Genomic DNA, 21,060 nt, shown 5'->3' on the forward strand with positions numbered 1-21,060 from the left:
ACCTACCATAGTTATTAATATTATATCATAATTATAAGATAAATATAGCGCAACGTATATTTTGAGCAATACGACTACAAAAGTGATATTTGTAAATAAAAAGAATAAAAAACTTGTAGAAAACGCTTACATTTTGTTTGTGGATATGTTATATTGTATTTAGCTACAGGGGGATGGTACACAGCATATTCAAAAAGGGGTAGCTATCGTGATTGATAGTAAAGTTTGAAAATGATAGGTTGTACTTATTCTAGTTTAACATCTTCAATATTTATTACTTACTTTCCTTTCTATGCCGGTTGGTTAAATCCAACCGGTTTTCTTTTCGTATTTAACTGTTTCATTAAAGCGACATTATGTATAATGAAGATGACTTTGAAAAGGAGTGATTCATCATGTCGACGATAAAGACATTGCGAGAAATAGATCAGCAAGTACAGATATGGATTTCTGAAATGCGGCGTGAACTTCCACAACTGATACAACATATGAAAACGGATACGAAATCCAACCGTTTTGATTTAGTTACGAATGTAGATTGCACAATCGAATCACGTTTCGAACAGTTTTTGAAATCTCAATTTCCGGACCATCAATTATATGGTGAAGAAGCCCACCATCAAACTGAACGATTAAAAGAAGGACATACGTGGTTGATTGACCCCATTGATGGAACGGCCAACTTAGTCAAGCAACAAGATGATTTTTGTATGATTATAGGTTATTTTGTCGATGGTATACCACAATTATCTTATATATATGATTACCCTAGAGAAAAGCTCTATCGTGCTATCAAAGGGGAGGGTGCCTATTTAAATGAAGAAAAAATTGAGCTACCTACGTCAATGGCTATCGAAGACACCATCCTTTCATTTAATAACAAGGTTTTAAATGAAACTACGATTCAGCAACTATTAAATGAATCATTTGGTTATCGTCTCATTGGTTCTTGCGGTTTAGATTCAGCCCGAGTCATTATGGGACAATTCGGCGCCCATATACATACAAATGCCAAACCATGGGATATTGGTGCACAGTTTTTGTTTGCTGAAGTGTTAGGACTGAAAATGACAGATTTTAATCGTCAGCCGATTGATTTTACAACAGGTGGTCCATATATTATTAGTAATCCTGGATGCTACGATGCGGTTTTAAATATTTTGAATAGTGACGGCGGTTACAAAAAATCATAGTTGCGTCTAAAGCCCGATTGATAGTCACTCGATTTGAGATACAATGCTATATGATATTACTAAATTTAAAGCAGAATTGACCATTATAAACGAGAAAGAAGTGATTATTTGGAATATAGACGAGCTAAAAAACGCATGAACCCAATTATGAAGGGGATGCTTTGGTTTGTTGGAATTCTCTTCGTATTAGCCATCATAGCCATTGCCTATCTTGCGTTTAAAATATTTGCAGTAGGTGGCGCCATTCACAATCCATTAGATAGAAATCATTCAGAGTTACGTTCAGGTAAAGTAGATTTAAGTAAGGGAGAGCCTTTCTCTATCGCATTATTTGGTGTAGACTCAGATGCTAAACGTGAAACCGAGGGAATTGGTAAAAGAAGCGATACGATTATGTTACTTTCCGTAAATCCAAGTAAGAAAACAACGCAATTGATTAGTATTCCTCGTGATACGCAAGCTGAAATTGTAGGAAGAGGAACCACTGAAAAGATTAATCACGCATACGCTTATGGTGGTCCCAATATGGCGGTTAAGTCTTTAGAAAAACTTATGAATGTGCCGATTGACCATTATGCGACAGTAGACATGGACGGCTTGAAAGATATGATAGATACACTTGATGGCATTAATGTCGTAAGCAATGCCACTTTCACAGCAGAAGGCCATTCTTTTACAAAAGGTCAGAAAGTTCATTTAAATGGAGAAACTGCGATGGCTTTCATAAGAAGCCGTAAAGAAGAAGGTGCTGGTGGAGATTTCGGTCGACAAGAGCGCCAACAACTTGTTTTACAAGGTATTGCGGATAAACTGACAAGTGTTTCATCTATCACTAATTTTAATTCATTGATGGATCAAATAAGTAAAAATGTTAAAACAGATTTAACGATTGGAGAATTAAATCAAATTCGAAGTCAATATAGCGATGCCAATGACCATGTGAAACGTCATCAACTCGATGGTTCAGGTGGTATCCAAAGTGATGGACTTTATTACTTCGTGCCTGATGATGGTCAAAAACAATCATTAGCACAAATGTACAAAGAAAATCTAGGTTTATAGTTAAATATGGAAAGGTGGGAAAACGACTCAATGTCGTTCTCCCGCCTTTTTTATTGTGCATTTGTCTTAATGAACTATGAAAAAAGATAATGAGGAAAAATTGGACCGTGTATTGACCCTCATGAATCGAAATGAAGATTTGTTCACTGTTTACAAGGCGGGCATTTGATTTCGCTGAATATATGTCTATGTCGATTTTTAGTTTGAACAATAAAATCGACAATTTTAAGGAGAGTATCGTTTCTAACAGAACGTTCATTGAAATAAAAAGGGGGCACGGAGTAAAATAAAAGATATATGCAAGAAAAATTTGATTTGAAGCCATGCGATTCTTTCTTTATTGGGTTGACTGTTATTTAAAAATAAACAGTGAATGACCTGTGTTTCTATAACGAAAGAAATGTGCATCATCGGCTTTATTGAAGGAGGTTTATTATGGAATGGCTTAAACTTATTGGTATTGTCATTATCGTATTAGGATTTTATTTTAAGTGGGATACAATTGGAACAGTGTTAATTGCTGCTGTTGCAACAGGTCTCGTCTCGAATATGGGCTTGATTGAAATCCTGGATACATTAGGAAAAGCATTCGTAGATAATCGTATGGTGTCGCTATTTATTCTTACTTTACCGATGGTGGGGATGGTAGAACGATTTGGTTTAAAGACACAAGCGACGCGACTCATTAATAAAGTACAAGGGGTGACCTCTGGCAGAATTATGTCCATCTATTTATTGATTCGAGAAATAGCAGGTCTGGCATCTATTCGTATTGGGGGTCATCCTCAATTTGTACGGCCACTGATGAATCCAATGGTACAGGCTGCAGCAAAAGCGAAATATCAGCGAGATTTAGAGCCAGAAGATGAGGAAAAATTGAAAGCCCATATTTCTGCAATGGAAAATTATGGTAACTTTTTCGGTCAAAACCTATTCGTTGGTGCATCGGGTGTGCTTTTAATTGTAGCGACGTTTAAGTCTCTTGACATGCACGTGACAGCAATTCAAATTGCTTTATATTCCGCGCCAATTGCGATAGCCACTTTAATTATAGGTGTCATTCAAAATAAGCTGTTTGATCGTAAATTGGAACGTAAATATGGTGTGAAAGGAGAGACACGTCATGAGTCAACACACGATTAATCAAATTTTAGAAATTTTTTATATTTTAATTGGACTACAGTTTATTTACACAGCGTGGCGTGTATACCGCAATCCACTCAATCAAAAACGTATGGGAACAGCTTTATTTTGGTGTCTATTAGGTGCATTATTTATGGTAGGGCCATACATACCCAACTGGCTAAATGGGAGTCTCGTTTTATTTATGGGATTGTTGACGATAACGAAAAATGTTCGTGTCGGTCAAGTTGTAGAAGTCGAACATCGAGAAGAATCTGAAGGTGCGACGCGCTTTGGTAATCGCTTATTTATCCCTGCACTTGTATTGGCGGTCGTTGCGATTGTAATATCTACTTGGACGCCATTGGGTGGTGCCATTGGCATTGGGGCTTCCTCAGTGATTGCGATTATTGTTGCTTATCTGGTATTACGGCCAAAAGCAAAAATTGGTTTATATGATAGTGATCGACTCGTACAACAAATCGGAACCGTTGGGATTTTACCACAATTTCTTGCAGCGTTAGGCATACTATTTACTGTCAGTGGGGTGGGCACAACGATTTCTAAAGGAATTTCTAGCTTTTTACCTGAAGGGAATCCATTGATTGGTGTGACAGCTTATATATTCGGGATGGTCTTGTTTACCATGTTAATGGGGAATGCGTTTGCGGCATTCACGGTGATTACTGCAAGTATAGGTGTACCTTTCGTCATGGCAATTGGTGGAGATCCTGCAGTTGCGGGTGCGCTGGCAATGACAGGCGGCTTTTGTGGTACTTTACTTACACCGATGGCGGCGAATTTCAATACGTTACCGGTCGCATTATTAGAAATGAAAGATGAGCTTGCAGTGATCAAAGCCCAAATACCGATGGCGCTCATCTTAATTTTAGTTCATATCATTTTTATGTATACATTCGCATTTTAAAATAGGAGGTTTTATCAATGAACGTTTTAGTTACTGCATTCGATCCATTTGGCGGCGAATCAATCAATCCGGCATTACAAGCGGTTCAAAAATTACCTGATACAATAGAAGGCCATCAAGTTGATAAGTTGGAAATTCCAACTGTTTTTCATAAAAGTATGGCTGTCATTAAAGAAAAGTTAGAACAAACACATTATGATGTTGTGATTGCAGTCGGTCAAGCAGGAGGACGCTTTGAAATTACGCCTGAACGTGTTGCGATTAATGTGGATGATGCGCGAATAGCGGATAATGAAGGACAACAACCGATTGATCAGCCTATTCAAGAAGACGGTGCACCTGCTTATTTTGCGACACTTCCTGTCAAACGAATAGTGGAAGCAATTCGCGCTGAAGGTATTCCGTCAAGCTTATCAAATAGTGCAGGTACATTTGTTTGTAACCACATTATGTATCAATTGGCTTATGCGGCAGAGCGTGATTATCCAGGCTTAAAGACAGGTTTCATTCATGTTCCTTTCACACCTAAGCAAGTCATTAATAAGCCAGGACAACCGTCTATGTCTGTTGACTTAATGGTTCAAGGATTAGAAGCGGCAATTAAAGTGTGCCTTAAATATGATTCAGATATCCAAACTGTACACGGAGCAACACACTAAAATATAACATTAAAGATAGGTCATACGATGACAAGTAAGGATTATTTTAAAATTGTCAGTCGTTTTACCTATCTTTTTTATTTGTTGTAAAAATTGATGATAAAGATACATATTTAAACACATAAAATTTTTTTAGTGGCATTTTCATAAATAGTTAACATTTTCTTATGAAGGGTATAAAATAAAAGTAACTAAGTATGTGGGGGCATCTTAGGAAAGATAAAAATATAATGGAGGGGATATTATGCAAGAGCATCTGGTAGTCACTTTAGATGGTAAAGATTATCTTGTAGAACCGGGCAAAAACTTACTTGAGCTGATTAAAGAACAAGATACGTTTGTACCTTCGATTTGTTATAATCCATCGTTAGGCCCTATACAAACGTGCGACACATGTGCTGTTGAAATTGATGGTGAAATTGTACGTGCATGTGGGACAACGATTAATCGCTCAATGGTCGTTAATACAACGAATCAACGTGTTCAAGACAGCCAAAAAGAAGCATTAGATCGTATTTTAGAGAAACACCAATTATACTGTACGGTATGTGATTATAATAATGGAAATTGTGAAATTCACAATACAATGGACGAATGGGGATTGGAGCATCAATCTTACGAATATAAGCCGAAACCGTACGAGGTCGATTTCGGTCCTTTTTATAGATATGACCCAAACCAATGTATACTATGTGGTCGATGCGTAGAGGTCTGTCAAGACGTGCAAGTGAATGAAACCCTTTCCATCGATTGGGAACGTGAACAACCTCGTGTTATTTGGGATAATGATGTCTCTATTAATGATTCATCATGTGTAGGTTGTGGTCAATGTGCCACTGTTTGTCCTTGTAATGCGATGATGGAAAATAACATGGTGGGTAATGCCGGTTATATGACAGACATTGAACCAGGCACTTTGGCATCCATGATTGATTTAACTAAAAAAGCCGAGACTGGTTACGGTCCATTATTCGCTGTATCCGACTCGGAAGCGGCAATGCGTGAAGAACGGATTAAAAAGACAAAAACTGTTTGTACATATTGTGGTGTAGGATGTAGTTTTGAAGTGTGGACAAAAGACCGCGAAATCTTAAAAGTACAACCGTCTCACGATTCACCTGCGAATAAAATTTCATCATGTGTAAAAGGAAAGTTCGGTTGGGATTATGTGAATTCTGAAGAGCGATTAACAAAACCATTGATTCGTCGTAACGATCAATTTGAAGAAGTAGAGTGGGACGAAGCCATTGCATACGTTGCTAAACGCATGCAAGAAGTTAAAGACAACTATGGTCCAGATGCACTCACATTTATTTCTTCTTCAAAAGCCACTAATGAAGAATCTTATTTAATGCAAAAATTAGCGCGCCAAGTCATTGGTACGAATAATATAGATAATTGTTCAAGATACTGCCAAGCACCTGCAACGAAAGGTTTATTCCGTACAGTAGGGCACGGCGGTGACTCAGGTTCAATAGAAGATATTGGTAATGCAGAAATGGTAATTACTGTCGGTACAAATACAGCTGAAGCTCACCCTGTCATTGCGTCACGCATTAAGCGTTCGCATAAACTGTTTGGTCAAAAATTGCACGTTTTCGATATTCGTAAACATGAAATGGCCCAACGTGCGGATGAATTTTACCAACCTCATCCGGGTACAGATTTAGTTTGGCTTTCTGCGGTAACGAAATATATTATTGATCAAAATTGGCATGATAAAGCTTTCATCACACAATGGGTAGATCATTTTGATGATTATTATCAATCACTTGAGCCTTATACAATGGAATTTGCTGAAGAGACGACTGGTATTGCGAAAGAACGCTTAATTCAGCTTGCGAAAGAGATTGTAAGTGTCAATACTGTAGCGATTTGTTGGGCTATGGGTGTAACGCAACAGGAAACAGGTTCTGATACGAGTACTGCCATTTCTAATTTGTTACTTGCAACAGGTAATTATATGAAGCCAGGCGCAGGTTCTTATCCTTTAAGAGGACACAATAACGTGCAAGGTTGTTCTGACTTTGGTAGTATGCCGGATAAACTGCCAGGTTATGAAGGTGTAAAAGACGATGCAGCGCGACGCCGTTATGAAGCGCGATGGGGTGTCACTTTGCCAAGTAAACCGGGTTATGACAACCACCAAATGATGGATCACATTCATGCAGGTGACGTGCATAGCATGTTTATTTTAGGAGAAGATACAGGGATTGTGGATTCCAACATCAACTATGTTCAAGCTGCATTAGAAAAAGTGGATTTCCTAGTTGTACAAGATGAGTTTTTAACATTTACAGCTGAATACGCAGATGTTGTTTTACCGGCGAGTCCATCTTTAGAAAAAGAAGGTACATTTACTAATACAGAGCGACGTTTCCAGCGTTTATACCAAGTACTTGAACCATTAGGTGACTCGAAACCAGACTGGCAAATTACGCAACTGATTGCGAAAGAAATGGGATTTGATTGGGGTTACCAACACCCTTCAGAAATTATGGACGAGGCGTCTGATTTAGCACCTATGTTTGCAGGTGTGAAATACCATCGCTTAGAAGGCTATAACAGTTTACAATGGCCAGTTGAAGCAGATGGTAAAGATTCACCGTTATTATTTACGGAACGCTTTAATTTTGATAATGGTAAAGCTAAATTTTATCCACTTGATTTCAATAATTTCTATAAAACTAATGAACTTTATGATTTACATGTCAATAATGGTCGTTTGTTAGAACACTTCCATGAAGGGAATATGACTTATAAAGTTCCAGGCTTACAATACAAAATGCCTACAACATTTGTTGAAATTTCACCTCAGTTAGCAGAAGAAAGAGACATTCATGAAGGTGCTGCGGTTAAATTGATTTCTGAAACAGGTGAAGCAACAGTCCACGTCCATGTGACCGATCGCGTGAAAGGTAAGCAAATTTATCTACCATTAAACGATAATAGTCAAGGTGCGATTAATTACTTAACGAGTAGTGTGACGGATCCTGAAACACATACACCTGCATATAAATCAACATGTTGTCGTATGGAAGTATTAAGTCAGCGTGGTAAATCACCACTTAATCCAACGAACTTCCGAAACCAAACACGTCATCCACAATATAGTGTCCGTGTTGATAAAAAATGGGCAAGACCTGACTATGTCTTCCCAGGGGATCAGGTGATGAAGTAATGGCTGAAAGAATATCTAAAATTAAACGTATACAAAAAAGTGAAGCAGAAATCAAAGCAGAGCGTCTCACTGAAGTGACGGATGCCATTGCAGAAAATAAAGACAGTATTTTAAAAGCGATTGAGTTAGTCCGCGCATTAGATGATGCGAAGATTTTAGATGCGGCAAAAGGTGCGGTTAAACAACGTGGTGTCATTGCTGAGAAATTGACAAATGAGTTAAACAAAGATCAATACAGCGGTGTCATTCATAATATGGGGCAAATGGTGCTTATGTTGGGCGCGTTAGATCCTGAAGCATTGCGTGTCTTATTAAATAAAGTGAATAAAGGCTTGCATGTTGCCAATCAAGCAAGTCCGAATGCTCGAACTTCTATTGCAGGATTTATGCGCGTGTTAAAAGATGACGAAATGAATCAAAGTTTAACATACTTTTTAAATATGCTAAAAGGGATGTCACGCTAAGTCGCGTATCTCGTATTGCGTGCCTTGAAAAGTCTCTATTCTATGTAGACTTAAGTCAATAGTATAACGTATTATGCATTAATGATGATATATTCGGGTTATATGGGTTGAGATGTAATGATGTCTCAACTCATTTTCTCTATTATCATCAATATTGCGTAATAAAATTTGAGCTTGTCTTAAAGTGATAAGTCGCGATGAAGGAGGTTTCATGATAAAATAAAGCGGTGCGAAGAGGTGAAGAGATGGATACAAGAAATATAAAAATACTAGGCATTATTTCAAATGTTTTACTCGTGCTTGGCGTTTTAATGTTGTTATTTGTAAGTGCTTGGCTGGCTTTAATTTGTTTTATCGTTTCTTTAGGGTTAAGCCTTATATTATTTAATATGCTATTTCATGGAAATCGAACACTTAAAATTGTAGTCAATGCCTCCTATTTTATCGTGCTCGTTATCGTGATATGCGTTATTTTTGTGACGAGATAGTGTCAATACAAAAAGGAGTCTTTCAAAAATATGAAGCGGTTCATTAAAGAAAAACCATCACGTGCATTGCTGATTTTAATATTAACCATTTTTGCGATTTTACTACTGATTAATGAGACCTCACTATTTAAAAATGACAAAACACATACATTTTCAGAAGCCTATGACAAGCAAGTAAAAGGCGAGGCGTTACATACAAAATCAGAAAGCCATCAATTTGTTAAAGCGTCTCATCAAGACGTTAAAAACGCAATGGAAATTAAACGGAAAGACTCAGATTTGATGTATATGGATTTATCAGAAGCTGTTCAAATGTCTGAAAAAGAAGTCAATCAAATGCTAAAAGGAAAGGGCATTCTTGAAGGACAAGGAAAAGCGTTTCTAGATGCGCAAAATAAGTATGATGTGAATGTCATTTATTTGATTAGTCATGCGCAACTGGAGACTGGAGAAGGCAAATCTGAACTTGCACAAGGCGTTAAGTCAGGAAAGAAAAAATATTTTAATTTCTTTGGTATTGGCGCTTTTGATAGCGACGCAGTTAAAACAGGTTCGAGTTACGCGCAAAAAGCAAATTGGACATCACCCCGTCAGGCGATTATGGGTGGGGCTAAGTTTGTGAGGCAAAACTATTTTGAGAACGGCCAATTGAATTTGTATCAAATGCGTTGGAATCCCAAACAGCCTGCAACAAACCAATATGCGAGTGATATCGACTGGGCGCGGAAAATTGCAGAGCGCATGTCTATTTATTATGAGCATTACGGGATTAAAAAGGATGATATTCGAAAAGACTTTTACCAAAAAGGATAAAATAGAGTTGAACAAATACAAGTGTTTCTTTATCGATTAAGCGTGAGATGTGCGATTTGATAGAAAACGCCATGTATTTGTTCTTTTCTATTTCATCTATTCTATATATTGAGATACAGTACCGACACATAAGCTTTGGAGAAAAGTGAACAGAGACGCAAATTTTAAAAATTAAACAAAGTGAGATAGGTGTCTGTAGCATTTTGTGATACACTGATATTTGACTGTAAAGAACGAGGTGAATCATTATGAAGATTGGGATTATAGGTGCAGGCATTGGAGGCTTAACGGCAGCAGTATTGTTAAAAGAGCAAGGCCATGACGTTCACCTATTTGAAAAAGAAGAAGCATTAAGAGAAATAGGTGCAGGCATTGGTATCGGTGATAACGTCCTTGTCAAATTAGGCCATCATGATTTAGCGAAAGGTCTGAAAAATGCCGGACAAGTACTCCAACAAATGCGCATTTTAGATACAAAAGGGACAGTTTTAAGTCAAGTGACTTTGTCTCAACAATCAACGAATATCACATTATTACGACAAGATTTAATGGATTTAATCGCATCCTATGTCGATAAAAAAATACTTCATCTTAATCATTATGTCACTACGGTTGAACGTGTAGCGGAAGGTGTGCGTATTCAATTCGAAAACCATGAAGCAGTCACGGTCGATTTATGTATTGGGGCAGATGGCATACATTCAAAAGTGAGAGACGCAGTACAGCCTAATGTGAAAATCAATTATCAAGGTTATACGTGTTTCCGTGGCGTTGTAGAGGATATGTCTCAATTCGATCATATTGCGGAAGAATACTGGGATAAAAAAGGACGCTTCGGTATCGTACCATTATTAAATGGGCGTGCGTATTGGTTTGCGACTATTAACGCCAAAGAAAATGATGTAGCATACAAACATTTTAACAAGCCTTATTTACAAGCTTATTTTAATCACTTTCCAAACGCTGTTCGTCAAGTGCTCGATCATCAACCAGAGACGGAGATATTACACCACGATATTTATGATTTGAAACCACTCTCAACTTTCGTTTATCAAGAACGTGTAGTATTACTTGGAGATGCTGCACATGCGACGACACCGAATATGGGACAAGGTGCAGGTCAAGCGATGGAAGATGCGATTGTCTTGACTAATGTATTAAAACGTTTTTCAACATTAAGTGAGGCGCTTAAGCGTTATGATCGTTTGCGTGTCAAACATACTAAAAAGGTGATTAAGCAGTCACGTCGAATCGGGCGTATTGCACAATATCAAAATAGTGGGCTTATAGCATTGAGAAATCGTTGTATGAAAATGACTCCGGATCGATTTGTCACTGCACAAACACGGTTTTTATACAAAGCAAAAAGTGAATAACAAAATAAAAGAGCAACCGTAAGACACATTTTAAGTGATCCTTACGGTTGCTTTTATATAGAGCAGGAGAGAAAGCGTATTTATTTCTGTCCCGCTCAGTTATCTTCTACCATTGTATCGTTTGGCATCGTTTTAATCACATGTGTATTAATTTGTTTGAAACACGTCCCCTTTATCAAAACATGCCTAATATCATGTAAAAGGGTAAAACAATCATAGGATGTTATTTATTCGTTAACGATGTAATCAGGTTTTTCCCCTTTTGCTTTCTTTATCAAGTTATTCGCAACAATTTCAGCCATCATATCTCTTGCTTCGTATGTGGCGTTACCAATATGAGGCGTAATCACGACATTATCTAACGATTTGAGCCCCTCCGTAATTTCAGGTTCAAATTCATAAACGTCTAAAGCAGCCCCTTCGATAGTCTTATTCTGCAAAGCTTCAAGTAAAGCTTGTTCATGCACAATTGGGCCCCGTGACGCATTAATTAAATAACTTGTTGGCTTCATCAATTCTAGCTGTGCTTTATCAATCATATGACGCATTGAAGGATTGTACGCCGCATTGATTGTGACAAAGTCAGCTGTTTTGAGTAAAGTTTCTAAGTCAACATATTGTGCGCCTAATTCTTTCTCTTTTTCAGGTTTTTGGTGTGGCCCTGTATATAGAATTTCCATATCAAATCCTTTTGCACGCTGTGCTACGGCTGAACCAATTTCGCCTAAGCCAATGATACCGATTTTTTTACCACTAACTTCGCGACCACGGAAAAAGAGGGGAGCCCAGCCGCCAAATCCTTCGTGGCGCATTAATTGATCGCCTTCTGGAATACGACGCGCTACAGCAAGTAAAATACCAAATGTTAATTCAGCAGTTGAGCGTGTAGAAGCTTTGGGTGTATTTGAAACCCCGATGTTTTTAGAACGTGCATAATCGACATCAACATTATTAAAACCTGCACCGTAGTTGGCAATAAATTCTAATTCTAATCCACTATCGATGACCTCTTGATCCACTTCTGTTGAAAGCAGACTCACAAGACCAAAGGCGTCTTTAACGCCCGCTTTAAGTGTTTCTTTATCTATGATACCTTCACCTTCGTACATCTCTACGTCAAAATGTGATTTGAGTAATTTTAGTCCTTCTTCTGGAATCGGACCCGCAATAAATACTTTTTTCATGAAATACTCCCACCTTTCACTTCTAGTATATGAAACCCCTTTCTATAATACAAGGATAGCCGTTTAGGTCAGCATACGTAAGCCAATTGCAGAAACAATAATCAAAGTAATAAAACATATTCTTAAAGCGTCTTTAGATTCATGATAAATCCACATGCCTAAAATTGTGCCACCTGCAGTGCCTATGCCAGTCCATATCGCATATGCAGTACCCATCGGTATCGTTGTCATTGCTAAAGATAAACTAAATAAACTTAATGCAAATGTAACGGCAAGTAATAAGACATAGCGTTTTTGATGTGTTTGGGCGAATTGATTTAACCATAGCACACCTAAAACTTCAAGTAATCCTGCAAATATTAAAGCAATCCAACTCATGTTTGTTCGTTCTCCTTATCTGAGGTTAACTTTAGACCAATGACGCCAGTTAAAAGCAATGTTATCAATAAGATTTTAACAAAACTGATCGTCTCATCGAAAAAGAGCATCCCTACTGTGACCGTTCCCACTGTACCGAGTCCTACAAACACAGCATAAACGCTGCCCACTGGAAGATGGTTTGAAGCAGAAACCATCATCCAAAAACTTAAGCCTATTAAAGCAATCGTCAAGACCCATTGATAAAAGTGGTGAGAATGATTTAATCCAATCACCCATACCACTTCCAACAGGCCGGCAATAACAACTTTTGCCCATTGCATCTCAAACAACCTCCCTTTTTGCATATAGCACTATGATATAAGAAGTGCAAACAAACGACAACCTCAAAAAATCAGTATGATGATTTTATTAGCGCTAGCAGATGTTCCTTCATTGTTTAAGGGGAAAGGGATAGGACTTAGAGAGGTTAATACTTTTAAAGCATTGATATCACTTTAAATATTTTAGTCATTAACACGATGTATTCGTACTTTAATAGAATAACTTTATTTCTATAACGCAGCTCAGTTATGTTGTAGAAAGGTCTAGAAAACATAAAAACCATTGTCGACGCTTGAAGTCGACAATGGTTTTTATCAATTTTATTATTAGATGTGGATATAGTTGTAAGATGCTGCTTCTGAAGCTGAGATTGTACGTGAGCTGACACTGAATGGTCCACCATTATAGTTCATTTCAGAAACAGTTACTGAACCGTCGTTATTGACAGATTCAACGTAAGCAACATGGCCAAAAGGTCCATCATTGGATTGTAAAATAGCGCCTTTTTCTGGGTTATGATCTACTTTGAATCCTGCAGCTGATGCTGAGCTTGCCCAGTTATTAGCATTGCCCCATGTTGAACCAATTTTTCCACCAACTTTGTCATATACATACCAAGTACATTGACCTGCTGTATAAAGATTGCCTGCACTTGTCACACCAGTAGCATGTGTTGAAGTAGAAGTTGTAGTTGTGTTTTGACCGTATGATGAAGTTTGGTTACTACTTGATTGATAATCATAATTTGTACCATCTGTATTGTAATTATAATTGTAAGAAAAACTGTAATTGTTTTCTGCAGCATCTGCTTGATTGTGTTGAATTCCGACTAAAGCAGCACCCAAGCCTGCCGTTAATGTAGTTGTTGTAGCGATTTTTTTTAACATAATAAAAAGTCCTCCTCAATATTTCTCGTCTATTTGAATTGGTAAAGTTAATTAAGTTTTAAGTTGTTATAAAGAATTAATCGTTCATTCAACGACAATGAACACTTTATCAGAAAATGTAGGGTCTGTGTGGAATGTTACAATTTTGTAATTGAATTAAAAAGGCTTTGGGAAAATATGTAATCTTGTCATTTTAAATGAAATATCTTATAAAAACTGTCACTGTCTGTGATACAGACCTCAAAGTATAAATATCAAGTGTAGGACTATTACAGAACTTGTAATATTAAAAATGATTTTGTGATAATCATTTATCATAATTCAACTAGAGAAGCAAATTGTTGGCAGGAGCTTCATTTGAATGCTTCAATTTGCATGGATGGGATGTAACTTAAATAAAGAAGCTTAATCAATTGTAAATCTAAACGTTCCATTAAAGGTAAGACGATTTCTATTGGGATAATATACGCTAAACCATTGATAAATAAGGAATTATAACCAATAAAGAGGAGAATCGATTTGAAATTTTAAACATAATAATGGGGAAGAGAGGGTATGAAGAATAAAGTAGGTAGAAAATAGTGAAATCATTGATAAAACTGTTTTCTTTTTATCGTGGTTCTGTTACGATGCTTGATGAGTCACAAATATGTTGCTCAGTGCTATGGAAGTAAAAAACAGTCGAGAAAGAAGGGTAAACATATGAAAATAGCGGTAGTAGGTTCAGGAAATGGTGCGGTTACAGCAGCTGTTGATATGGTCGATCAAGGACACGAAGTCAAACTTTATTGTCGTAACCAATCTATTAATAAATTTGATAAAGCGATAGAACAAGGCGGCTTTAATTTTTATAATGAAGGTAAAGAAAGTTTTGTAAACTTTACAAATATCAGTGATGACATGGCGTATGTTATAGAGGACGCTGAAATTGTAATGCTATGTATTCCGTCTTCATTTATTGAGTATTATGCTGAATTGATGGCACCGTATATTAAAGATGACCAAATTGTCTTCTTTAATATGGCGGCTGCAATGGGATCAGCGCGCTTTATGAAAGTATTAGAAGAATATCATTTAGATGTATCGCCAGTATTTGCAGAAGCGAATACGTTAACGTATGGGACACGTGTTGACTTTTCAACAGCGAGTGTCGATTTATCTTTAAATGTACGTAAAGTTTATTTCTCTACTTTTGATAAAGATGATTTAGTTGAGACATTTAAAAAAGTGGAACAAATTTATCCATATATTGTTAAAGAAGAAAGTTTGTGGCGTACAAACTTAGAAAATGGGAATCCAGAAGTACATCCAGGCCCTACATTATTAAATGTTGGACGTATTGACTATAGTGGTGATTTCGCACTTTATAAAGAAGGTATCACAAATCACACTGTACGCTTGCTTCATGCAGTTGAAGTCGAAAGATTAACGCTTGGTCGTAAGCTGGGCTTTGAATTAGAAACAGCTAAAGAAGCACGTATAGAACGGGGTTACTTAGAGCGAGAAATGGAAGATGAGCCACTTAACAAGCTCTTTAACCACAGTCCTGTTTTTTCACGAATCCCAGGACCTAATAAAGTCAATAATCGTTATTTAACAGAAGATATCGCATATGGATTGGTGCTTTGGTCAAGTTTAGGCCGTGAAATCGGTGTCCCAACGCCGAACATAGACGCCATTATTGTGATTGCTTCTACCATTTTGGAACGTGATTTCTTTAATGAAGGGCTAACAATTGAATATTTAGGGAGAGAGAAAGTCGGTCTGATTTCTTACTAAGCGAACAAAGGGGAGCGTGTTGTGTATGAAAAGAAAACCAACTTTAATTGAGTCACTATCAACTATCGTCGTAATGATGATTGTCGTCTGTGTCGGTTTTATTGTGTTTAAAATACCTGTACAGCCTTTACTGATTATTTCAGCTGCGTATGCCTCTTGGATTGCATGGCGTGTTGGTTTACGTTGGAAAGATCTTGAAGAAGGCATTACAGATCGTTTATCTACAGCGATGCCCGCAATTTTTATCATTCTATCCGTAGGGATTATTGTAGGGACGTGGATGTATTCTGGAACGGTGCCTGCATTAATATACTATGGTTTGAAATTTTTAAGTCCGAGTTACTTTTTAGTCTCAGCATTTTTAATTTCAGCGATTTGTTCAGTTGCAACAGGGACAGCATGGGGTTCTGCATCTACAGCTGGTATTGCATTAATGGCAATTGCTTTAAACATGGATATTCCAGCTGGTATGGCAGCAGGTGCAATTATTTCAGGTGCTGTGTTCGGTGATAAAATGTCACCACTCTCAGATACAACAAATCTGGCTGCTTTAGTTACACGTGTTAACATATTCAGTCATATCAAGCATATGATATGGACCACGGTACCAGCTTCAATTATCGGCTTGATTGTCTGGCATATTGCGTCGAGTGGCTTTGCTGTTCAAGCTAAGGAAAGTCAAGTCAATGGTCTGCTTAAAGATATCGAAGCGATGTACCATATTAATTTCTTCATCTGGTTACCTTTAATCGCAATTATCATTTGTTTAGTGGCTAGAATTTCAACTGTACCATCGATGCTCATTTCAAGTGTTGTTGCGATATTGGTAGGTTGGCTTGATCACGGATTTAAATTGCAAAATGGTTTTATCGCAACTTTTAATGGTTTTAGTAAAGATATGTTAGTCACACAATCTGATTTATCTAAAAAGGCGATTAGCTTAATTGAACAAGGTGGCATGATGAGCATGACACAAATCATCGTCACGATATTTTGTGGTTATGCCTTTGCGGGTATTGTTGAAAAAGCAGGTTGTTTAGATGTCTTATTACATCGTATTTCAAAAAATGTCAATACAGTAGGTCAGTTGATTCTTGTCACGGTCATCGGTGGATTAATGATGGTATTAGCAGCCGGTGTTGCATCAGTTGTTATTATTATGGTTGGTGTACTGATGATGCAACTTTATGACAAGATGGGGCTAGATCGTGTTAACTTGTCTCGAACACTGGAAGATTCAGGTACGATGATTATTCCACTTATCCCTTGGGGCACATCAGGTATTTATTATACACAACAGTTAGGTGTTGGTGTCGGTGAGTTCTTTGTTTGGGCAGTCCCTTGTTATTTATGTGTCATGATTGCTGTATTTTATGGCTTTACAGGGATTGGCATTAAAAAGAAAGCGCAAGCTTAAAGGCTTTGATTTTAATGAAATCTTGCCATGATATAACATAAAAATAAAATATAACAGTTAGAATTTATTCGAGGAGTGAAACAATGAAATCATAACGATGACATTGTCGCTCCTTGTTTTTTGTAAAGGGGACATTGAAAAGAATGTGGTGCCTTTTTATAAAATATAGTGCATATGTTATAAAAATGAGCATGAAATATGTTTTAACTCTTGCAAAAAAGGAAATATATTAAATATAAATGAGGTGATTCCATGTTTTACTTAATAGTTCTTGTAGCGATGTCACTATTATGGTTTGGGATTCACCGATACATCAACCATGATGAACAACAATTAAAAAGTCCTTCAATATTATTTTGGGTTATCAGCCTTATATTGTATTTTGTAGCGATTGTACTTTATAAGGCAGGTACCCTTAATTTGTATGAACGTATCCATGAAGCCTTATTAATTACACTATTTGGCTTGATTGTGGCTTGGACGTATTCACATTTGTATCGGTCGATTGACACAATCGTATATACCATTATGATCGTCGTTTTGACGCTACTAATGGCATTTTCACGTATCCCAAGCCTTTTTGTCACTGGATCCATATCAATAATGCTCATTGTTCGATTGTTATTAACAGCGGTGTTTGTAGGCATTGGTATTCATGTCGTTTACAAACAAATCAAAGCTAAAAACATGGAAAACTTTCCGCTGTTATATTTATTCGCATTTGGATATTGGATTACGATTGCATATTGGTTTTAAAAAAGGTTTGGGCGATTGCACCCAAACCTTTTTTTAAATGATATTGTAATTAGTGAATGAAGTTATAACCAGCAGCTTGGCTTGCTGAAATTGTACGTGAAGTTACAACACCAGGTCCGTGACCGTAGTTCATTTCTGAAACTGTAACTGAACCATTGCTGTTTACTGATTCAACGTATGCAACGTGACCAAATGCACCTGAAGTTGATTGCATGATAGCACCAGCTGATGGACGATTATTTACAGTGTAACCAGCGGCAGCAGCAGCGCTTGCCCAGTTATTTGCGTTGCCCCATGTAGAACCGATTTTACCACCTACGCGATCAAATACGTAGTAAGTACATTGACCAGCAGTGTATAAGTTTGTACCAGCTGAACCGTTTGAGATTGAACGCGTTGATGTGCTTGTTGTTTGGTAAGAACGTGAAGCATTGTTTGATGTTTGGTAAGAACGTGTTGTTGATTCTGAGTAGTTATATGATGCTCTAGGTGCACTGTATGTTTGACGTGGCGCAGCATAAGTTGCACCAGTGTAGTGATGATTTGTATTATCTTCTGCTGTGTAGTAGTTTGCAGATGCGTTTCCACCGTTGAATTGAGCTGGTGACCAGTTACCTTCCCATTGGAAGTGGTAGTTACCTTGTTGGTCGATTGTGTAGCTGTAGCTATATGAAGTTGGGTCGTTCGGGTTGTATCCACCATTGTATTCTGCAGCGTCTGCATCTTGACCGTGTGCTAAAGTGAAAGCAGCGACACCTGCTGTAGCGATTGTAGTCGTAGCGATTAATTTTTTCATGTTAAAAAATCCTCCTGAAAAATGTTTAAGATTATAAGTTAAATTCACTAAGTGTGAAGTGTAAGTTTAATAATTTGTAAATCCCATTGGCGTTTGCTTAACAACGATATTTACTGTAACAGAAAATAAAACGCTTGTGTAGCGCTTATTTAATTTGTAATGTTTAAGAAAACATGAGAATCTGCTTGTAATAAAGACAAACGCCAAGAACCTTGCCACTAAAGGGTTTTGGATACCCTTAACAAATACTTAACAAATTTCATAAAGGTTCTGTCATAAAACTGTAATATGATTACAAAAGTATTGCGATATAAACGTTTTTTAAGTAGTGAACAAGGATAATATTTAGTAAAAATCTACACATTTGAAATTTGAGTCTATATTTAGATCGATGAATTAAAAAAAGGAACGCTAATGACAGTGTAAATATCATTTTAAAAAGTACACACATAAAAATTGAAAATAAGCAGTTAGAAAACCGACATGAAAAAATTTGAATTTAAAAATTTAACAAAATATCCAAAAACTTCCTATTATATTGTTTGTATTAAAATGAATTGCTAACTTATTACTCGTTTATTTCATTATCACGTTAGCGAGGTACACACCAACCGAAATAATTGCCTCTGTAAGTTCCTATATAGATAGGGAATTAATCAGCATACGTTATTTAACTTTTGTGCTTATTTTGAGACCTTTGATAAGGTTTAAAGGAAGAGAAAATCATAGTTGTTGACAATAATAAAAGACTAAGCTATGATACTAGTATAAAATTTATACTTGAAAGGTGGTGCCTGTATTGAAAATAGAATTAGGATTAACGTCATTTGCTGATAACCAAGAAATGCATACAGAAAATGGTGTCATTCCGGCAATTTCAAATGCAGAGCGTATACGAAATATTGTCGAAGAAATCAAATTAGCAGATGAGGTAGGCTTGGATGTATATGGTCTAGGAGAACATCATCGACCTGATTATGCGGTATCAAGTCCAACAACAGTTTTAGCTGCCGCTGCACCGCTTACGAAAAAAATCAAACTAGCTTCCGCTGTGACAGTCTTATCGTCAGATGATCCTGTAAGAGTATATCAACAATTTGCGACACTTGATGGATTATCTAATGGACGTGCTGAAATCATGGCCGGTCGAGGTTCATTTATTGAATCTTTCCCGTTATTTGGTTACGACCTTAAAGACTATGAAGCATTGTTTGATGAAAAATTAGATTTATTGCTCAACATTAATCGTAATGAAATTGTGCATTGGGAAGGCCATCTAAGACCAAGTATTGAAGGTTTAGGCGTCTATCCACGTGCGGTTCAAAAAGAATTACCTATTTGGTTAGCAACAGGAGGCACACCTGAATCATCACTTAAAGCGGGTGCTTTAGGTTTACCTATTACGTATGCGATAATTGGTGGTAGTCCGAGACGATTCAGACGTAATATTGCGATGTATAAAGCCATCGCTGAATCAAAAGGTTTTCCAGCATATCAACTTCAAATCTCAACACACTCATGGGGTTATGTTGCTGATACGGATGAACAGGCACAACGTGAATTTTATCCTGCTGTAGAAGCACATCATAATGTGTTAGCGAAAGAGCGGGGTTGGCCAGCATTTTCAAATGAACACTTTTTATCTGAAATTGGTCCGGATGGTGCGATGTATGTTGGAAGCCCAGAAACTGTCGCACAAAAAATTATTGATACTGTAGAGTCATTAGAATTAACAAGATTCATGTTGCATCTGCCTATAGGTTCTATGCCACATGAAAGAACGATGCATGCAATTCGACTTTTTGGGGAAAAGGTAAAACCTATCGTCGATGCATATTTTGAAAACAAATAAGGAGGAATTTGAAATGATCTTAAGATATGTTACAAATTTAAAAGCTGCGAAATCTTTATTCGATGCGGCACAACCCAAATTAAAAGGTGACGAAGGTATGAAAGAAGCGTTCAAAACGTTCAAATTACCTGAAGGAATGGTAAAAGTAATTGGAACTATAGAACTAATAGCTTCTGGTTTATTCGTCGCAAGTCTTTTCCATAAACGTATTTCACAAGCTGCGTCTTTATTATCAATCGGTGTTTTAGTAGGTGCTATTTATAAACACTTTGAAGCAGGTCAAGGAAAAGAAGGCGCGCAACATGCGATTGATGTAGCTACATTAGCTGGCTTGAGTCTTGTTGATACATTGACTTCTAAAAAGTAAGCATTTGTGTATCTGCTGTCTCTTATACACATCT

The 21,060-nt window shown here is 37.1% G+C and carries 20 protein-coding genes; 15 read left to right on the top strand and 5 right to left on the bottom strand.

Features of this window, described 5'->3' with window-relative positions; all coding sequences use genetic code 11:
- Positions 1-395 precede the first annotated feature (395 nt).
- From CD118_RS01430 to CD118_RS01475, 10 genes are all read left to right on the top strand, one after another.
- Positions 396-1,193: an inositol monophosphatase family protein gene (locus CD118_RS01430; protein WP_103356130.1), complete on the top strand. Its 798-nt coding sequence runs from the start codon at positions 396-398 to the stop codon at positions 1,191-1,193.
- A 135-nt stretch (positions 1,194-1,328) separates the two neighbouring features.
- The gene (locus tag CD118_RS01435; protein WP_169925582.1) at positions 1,329-2,255 is read left to right on the top strand and encodes an LCP family glycopolymer transferase; all 927 of its coding nucleotides are present in this window, start codon (positions 1,329-1,331) and stop codon (positions 2,253-2,255) included.
- 435 nt (positions 2,256-2,690) lie between these two features.
- Positions 2,691-3,398 (top strand): DUF969 domain-containing protein, encoded by a 708-nt coding sequence (locus tag CD118_RS01440; protein WP_103356132.1) that lies wholly within the window; start codon positions 2,691-2,693, stop codon positions 3,396-3,398.
- Entirely contained in the window at positions 3,379-4,305 is a 927-nt protein-coding gene (locus CD118_RS01445; protein WP_103356133.1) for a DUF979 domain-containing protein, read from the top strand. Before CD118_RS01440 ends, CD118_RS01445 begins: the two co-directional genes overlap by 20 nt.
- 17 nt (positions 4,306-4,322) lie before the next feature.
- Positions 4,323-4,964 (top strand): pyroglutamyl-peptidase I, encoded by a 642-nt coding sequence (pcp, locus tag CD118_RS01450; protein WP_060829506.1) that lies wholly within the window; start codon positions 4,323-4,325, stop codon positions 4,962-4,964.
- Between the two features lie 244 nt (positions 4,965-5,208).
- The gene (gene fdhF, locus CD118_RS01455) at positions 5,209-8,145 is read left to right on the top strand and encodes a formate dehydrogenase subunit alpha (protein ID WP_060829507.1); all 2,937 of its coding nucleotides are present in this window, start codon (positions 5,209-5,211) and stop codon (positions 8,143-8,145) included.
- On the top strand, positions 8,145-8,609 hold the full coding sequence (locus CD118_RS01460) for a helical membrane plugin domain-containing protein (protein WP_050330161.1): 465 nt from the start codon (positions 8,145-8,147) through the stop codon (positions 8,607-8,609). Before fdhF ends, CD118_RS01460 begins: the two co-directional genes overlap by 1 nt.
- A gap of 245 nt (positions 8,610-8,854) precedes the next feature.
- Positions 8,855-9,097, top strand: coding sequence for a hypothetical protein (locus tag CD118_RS01465; RefSeq protein ID WP_103356134.1), 243 nt, complete (start codon positions 8,855-8,857; stop codon positions 9,095-9,097).
- A 30-nt stretch (positions 9,098-9,127) separates the two neighbouring features.
- Complete coding sequence (locus CD118_RS01470) at positions 9,128-9,910, top strand: N-acetylglucosaminidase (protein WP_050345280.1); 783 nt, start codon at positions 9,128-9,130, stop codon at positions 9,908-9,910.
- Between the two features lie 248 nt (positions 9,911-10,158).
- Positions 10,159-11,286, top strand: coding sequence for an FAD-dependent monooxygenase (locus CD118_RS01475; RefSeq protein WP_103356135.1), 1,128 nt, complete (start codon positions 10,159-10,161; stop codon positions 11,284-11,286).
- A 227-nt stretch (positions 11,287-11,513) separates the two neighbouring features.
- On the opposite strand, the gene CD118_RS01480 is transcribed toward CD118_RS01475, so the two are convergent.
- The 4 genes from CD118_RS01480 to CD118_RS01495 form a co-directional block, all read right to left on the bottom strand.
- Positions 11,514-12,470, bottom strand: a complete 957-nt coding sequence (locus tag CD118_RS01480) for a 2-hydroxyacid dehydrogenase family protein (protein ID WP_060829511.1) — start codon at positions 12,468-12,470, stop codon at positions 11,514-11,516.
- A 63-nt stretch (positions 12,471-12,533) separates the two neighbouring features.
- Complete coding sequence (locus CD118_RS01485; RefSeq protein ID WP_050345283.1) at positions 12,534-12,848, bottom strand: DMT family transporter; 315 nt, start codon at positions 12,846-12,848, stop codon at positions 12,534-12,536.
- Entirely contained in the window at positions 12,845-13,171 is a 327-nt protein-coding gene (locus CD118_RS01490) for a DMT family transporter (RefSeq protein ID WP_050345284.1), read from the bottom strand. Before CD118_RS01490 ends, CD118_RS01485 begins: the two co-directional genes overlap by 4 nt.
- Before the next feature lie 327 nt (positions 13,172-13,498).
- Positions 13,499-14,059: a CHAP domain-containing protein gene (locus CD118_RS01495; protein WP_060829512.1), complete on the bottom strand. Its 561-nt coding sequence runs from the start codon at positions 14,057-14,059 to the stop codon at positions 13,499-13,501.
- 702 nt (positions 14,060-14,761) lie between these two features.
- On the opposite strand from CD118_RS01495, the gene CD118_RS01500 reads away from it, so the two are divergent.
- The 3 genes from CD118_RS01500 to CD118_RS01510 all read left to right on the top strand — a co-directional run bounded on the left by CD118_RS01500 (position 14,762) and on the right by CD118_RS01510 (position 18,011).
- Complete coding sequence (locus tag CD118_RS01500) at positions 14,762-15,838, top strand: NAD/NADP-dependent octopine/nopaline dehydrogenase family protein (protein ID WP_060829513.1); 1,077 nt, start codon at positions 14,762-14,764, stop codon at positions 15,836-15,838.
- A 25-nt stretch (positions 15,839-15,863) separates the two neighbouring features.
- Positions 15,864-17,255, top strand: a complete 1,392-nt coding sequence (gene nhaC, locus CD118_RS01505; protein ID WP_060829514.1) for a Na+/H+ antiporter NhaC — start codon at positions 15,864-15,866, stop codon at positions 17,253-17,255.
- A 252-nt stretch (positions 17,256-17,507) separates the two neighbouring features.
- Positions 17,508-18,011 carry a hypothetical protein gene (locus CD118_RS01510; protein WP_240621883.1) on the top strand — a complete coding sequence of 168 codons (504 nt, stop codon included), beginning with the start codon at positions 17,508-17,510 and terminating at the stop codon, positions 18,009-18,011.
- A 49-nt stretch (positions 18,012-18,060) separates the two neighbouring features.
- On the opposite strand, the gene CD118_RS01515 is transcribed toward CD118_RS01510, so the two are convergent.
- Positions 18,061-18,807: a CHAP domain-containing protein gene (locus tag CD118_RS01515; RefSeq protein ID WP_050345287.1), complete on the bottom strand. Its 747-nt coding sequence runs from the start codon at positions 18,805-18,807 to the stop codon at positions 18,061-18,063.
- 799 nt (positions 18,808-19,606) lie between these two features.
- On the opposite strand from CD118_RS01515, the gene CD118_RS01520 reads away from it, so the two are divergent.
- Both CD118_RS01520 and CD118_RS01525 read left to right on the top strand, forming a co-directional pair.
- Positions 19,607-20,659 carry an LLM class flavin-dependent oxidoreductase gene (locus CD118_RS01520; RefSeq protein WP_103356136.1) on the top strand — a complete coding sequence of 351 codons (1,053 nt, stop codon included), beginning with the start codon at positions 19,607-19,609 and terminating at the stop codon, positions 20,657-20,659.
- A 13-nt stretch (positions 20,660-20,672) separates the two neighbouring features.
- Positions 20,673-21,026, top strand: a complete 354-nt coding sequence (locus CD118_RS01525) for a DoxX family protein (RefSeq protein WP_050330178.1) — start codon at positions 20,673-20,675, stop codon at positions 21,024-21,026.
- The last annotated feature ends 34 nt before the right edge of the window (positions 21,027-21,060 follow it).

The sequence above is a fragment of the Staphylococcus coagulans genome (genome assembly GCF_002901995.1).
GTDB lineage: Bacteria > Bacillota > Bacilli > Staphylococcales > Staphylococcaceae > Staphylococcus > Staphylococcus coagulans.

Excerpts from the sequence above, each read along its gene's own strand:
- CD118_RS01475 (WP_103356135.1), top strand. The coding sequence starts at position 10,159 with ATGAAGATTGGGATTATAGGTGCAGGCATTGGAGGCTTAACGGCAGCA.
- CD118_RS01445 (WP_103356133.1), top strand. The coding sequence starts at position 3,379 with ATGAGTCAACACACGATTAATCAAATTTTAGAAATTTTTTATATTTTA.
- CD118_RS01460 (WP_050330161.1), top strand. The coding sequence starts at position 8,145 with ATGGCTGAAAGAATATCTAAAATTAAACGTATACAAAAAAGTGAAGCA.
- CD118_RS01470 (WP_050345280.1), top strand. The coding sequence starts at position 9,128 with ATGAAGCGGTTCATTAAAGAAAAACCATCACGTGCATTGCTGATTTTA.
- CD118_RS01525 (WP_050330178.1), top strand. The coding sequence starts at position 20,673 with ATGATCTTAAGATATGTTACAAATTTAAAAGCTGCGAAATCTTTATTC.
- fdhF (WP_060829507.1), top strand. The coding sequence starts at position 5,209 with ATGCAAGAGCATCTGGTAGTCACTTTAGATGGTAAAGATTATCTTGTA.
- CD118_RS01485 (WP_050345283.1), bottom strand. The coding sequence starts at position 12,848 with ATGAGTTGGATTGCTTTAATATTTGCAGGATTACTTGAAGTTTTAGGT.
- CD118_RS01440 (WP_103356132.1), top strand. The coding sequence starts at position 2,691 with ATGGAATGGCTTAAACTTATTGGTATTGTCATTATCGTATTAGGATTT.
- CD118_RS01465 (WP_103356134.1), top strand. The coding sequence starts at position 8,855 with ATGGATACAAGAAATATAAAAATACTAGGCATTATTTCAAATGTTTTA.
- CD118_RS01495 (WP_060829512.1), bottom strand. The coding sequence starts at position 14,059 with ATGTTAAAAAAAATCGCTACAACAACTACATTAACGGCAGGCTTGGGT.
- nhaC (WP_060829514.1), top strand. The coding sequence starts at position 15,864 with ATGAAAAGAAAACCAACTTTAATTGAGTCACTATCAACTATCGTCGTA.
- CD118_RS01480 (WP_060829511.1), bottom strand. The coding sequence starts at position 12,470 with ATGAAAAAAGTATTTATTGCGGGTCCGATTCCAGAAGAAGGACTAAAA.
- CD118_RS01500 (WP_060829513.1), top strand. The coding sequence starts at position 14,762 with ATGAAAATAGCGGTAGTAGGTTCAGGAAATGGTGCGGTTACAGCAGCT.
- CD118_RS01430 (WP_103356130.1), top strand. The coding sequence starts at position 396 with ATGTCGACGATAAAGACATTGCGAGAAATAGATCAGCAAGTACAGATA.
- CD118_RS01435 (WP_169925582.1), top strand. The coding sequence starts at position 1,329 with ATGAACCCAATTATGAAGGGGATGCTTTGGTTTGTTGGAATTCTCTTC.
- pcp (WP_060829506.1), top strand. The coding sequence starts at position 4,323 with ATGAACGTTTTAGTTACTGCATTCGATCCATTTGGCGGCGAATCAATC.
- CD118_RS01515 (WP_050345287.1), bottom strand. The coding sequence starts at position 18,807 with ATGAAAAAATTAATCGCTACGACTACAATCGCTACAGCAGGTGTCGCT.
- CD118_RS01510 (WP_240621883.1), top strand. The coding sequence starts at position 17,508 with ATGTTTTACTTAATAGTTCTTGTAGCGATGTCACTATTATGGTTTGGG.
- CD118_RS01490 (WP_050345284.1), bottom strand. The coding sequence starts at position 13,171 with ATGCAATGGGCAAAAGTTGTTATTGCCGGCCTGTTGGAAGTGGTATGG.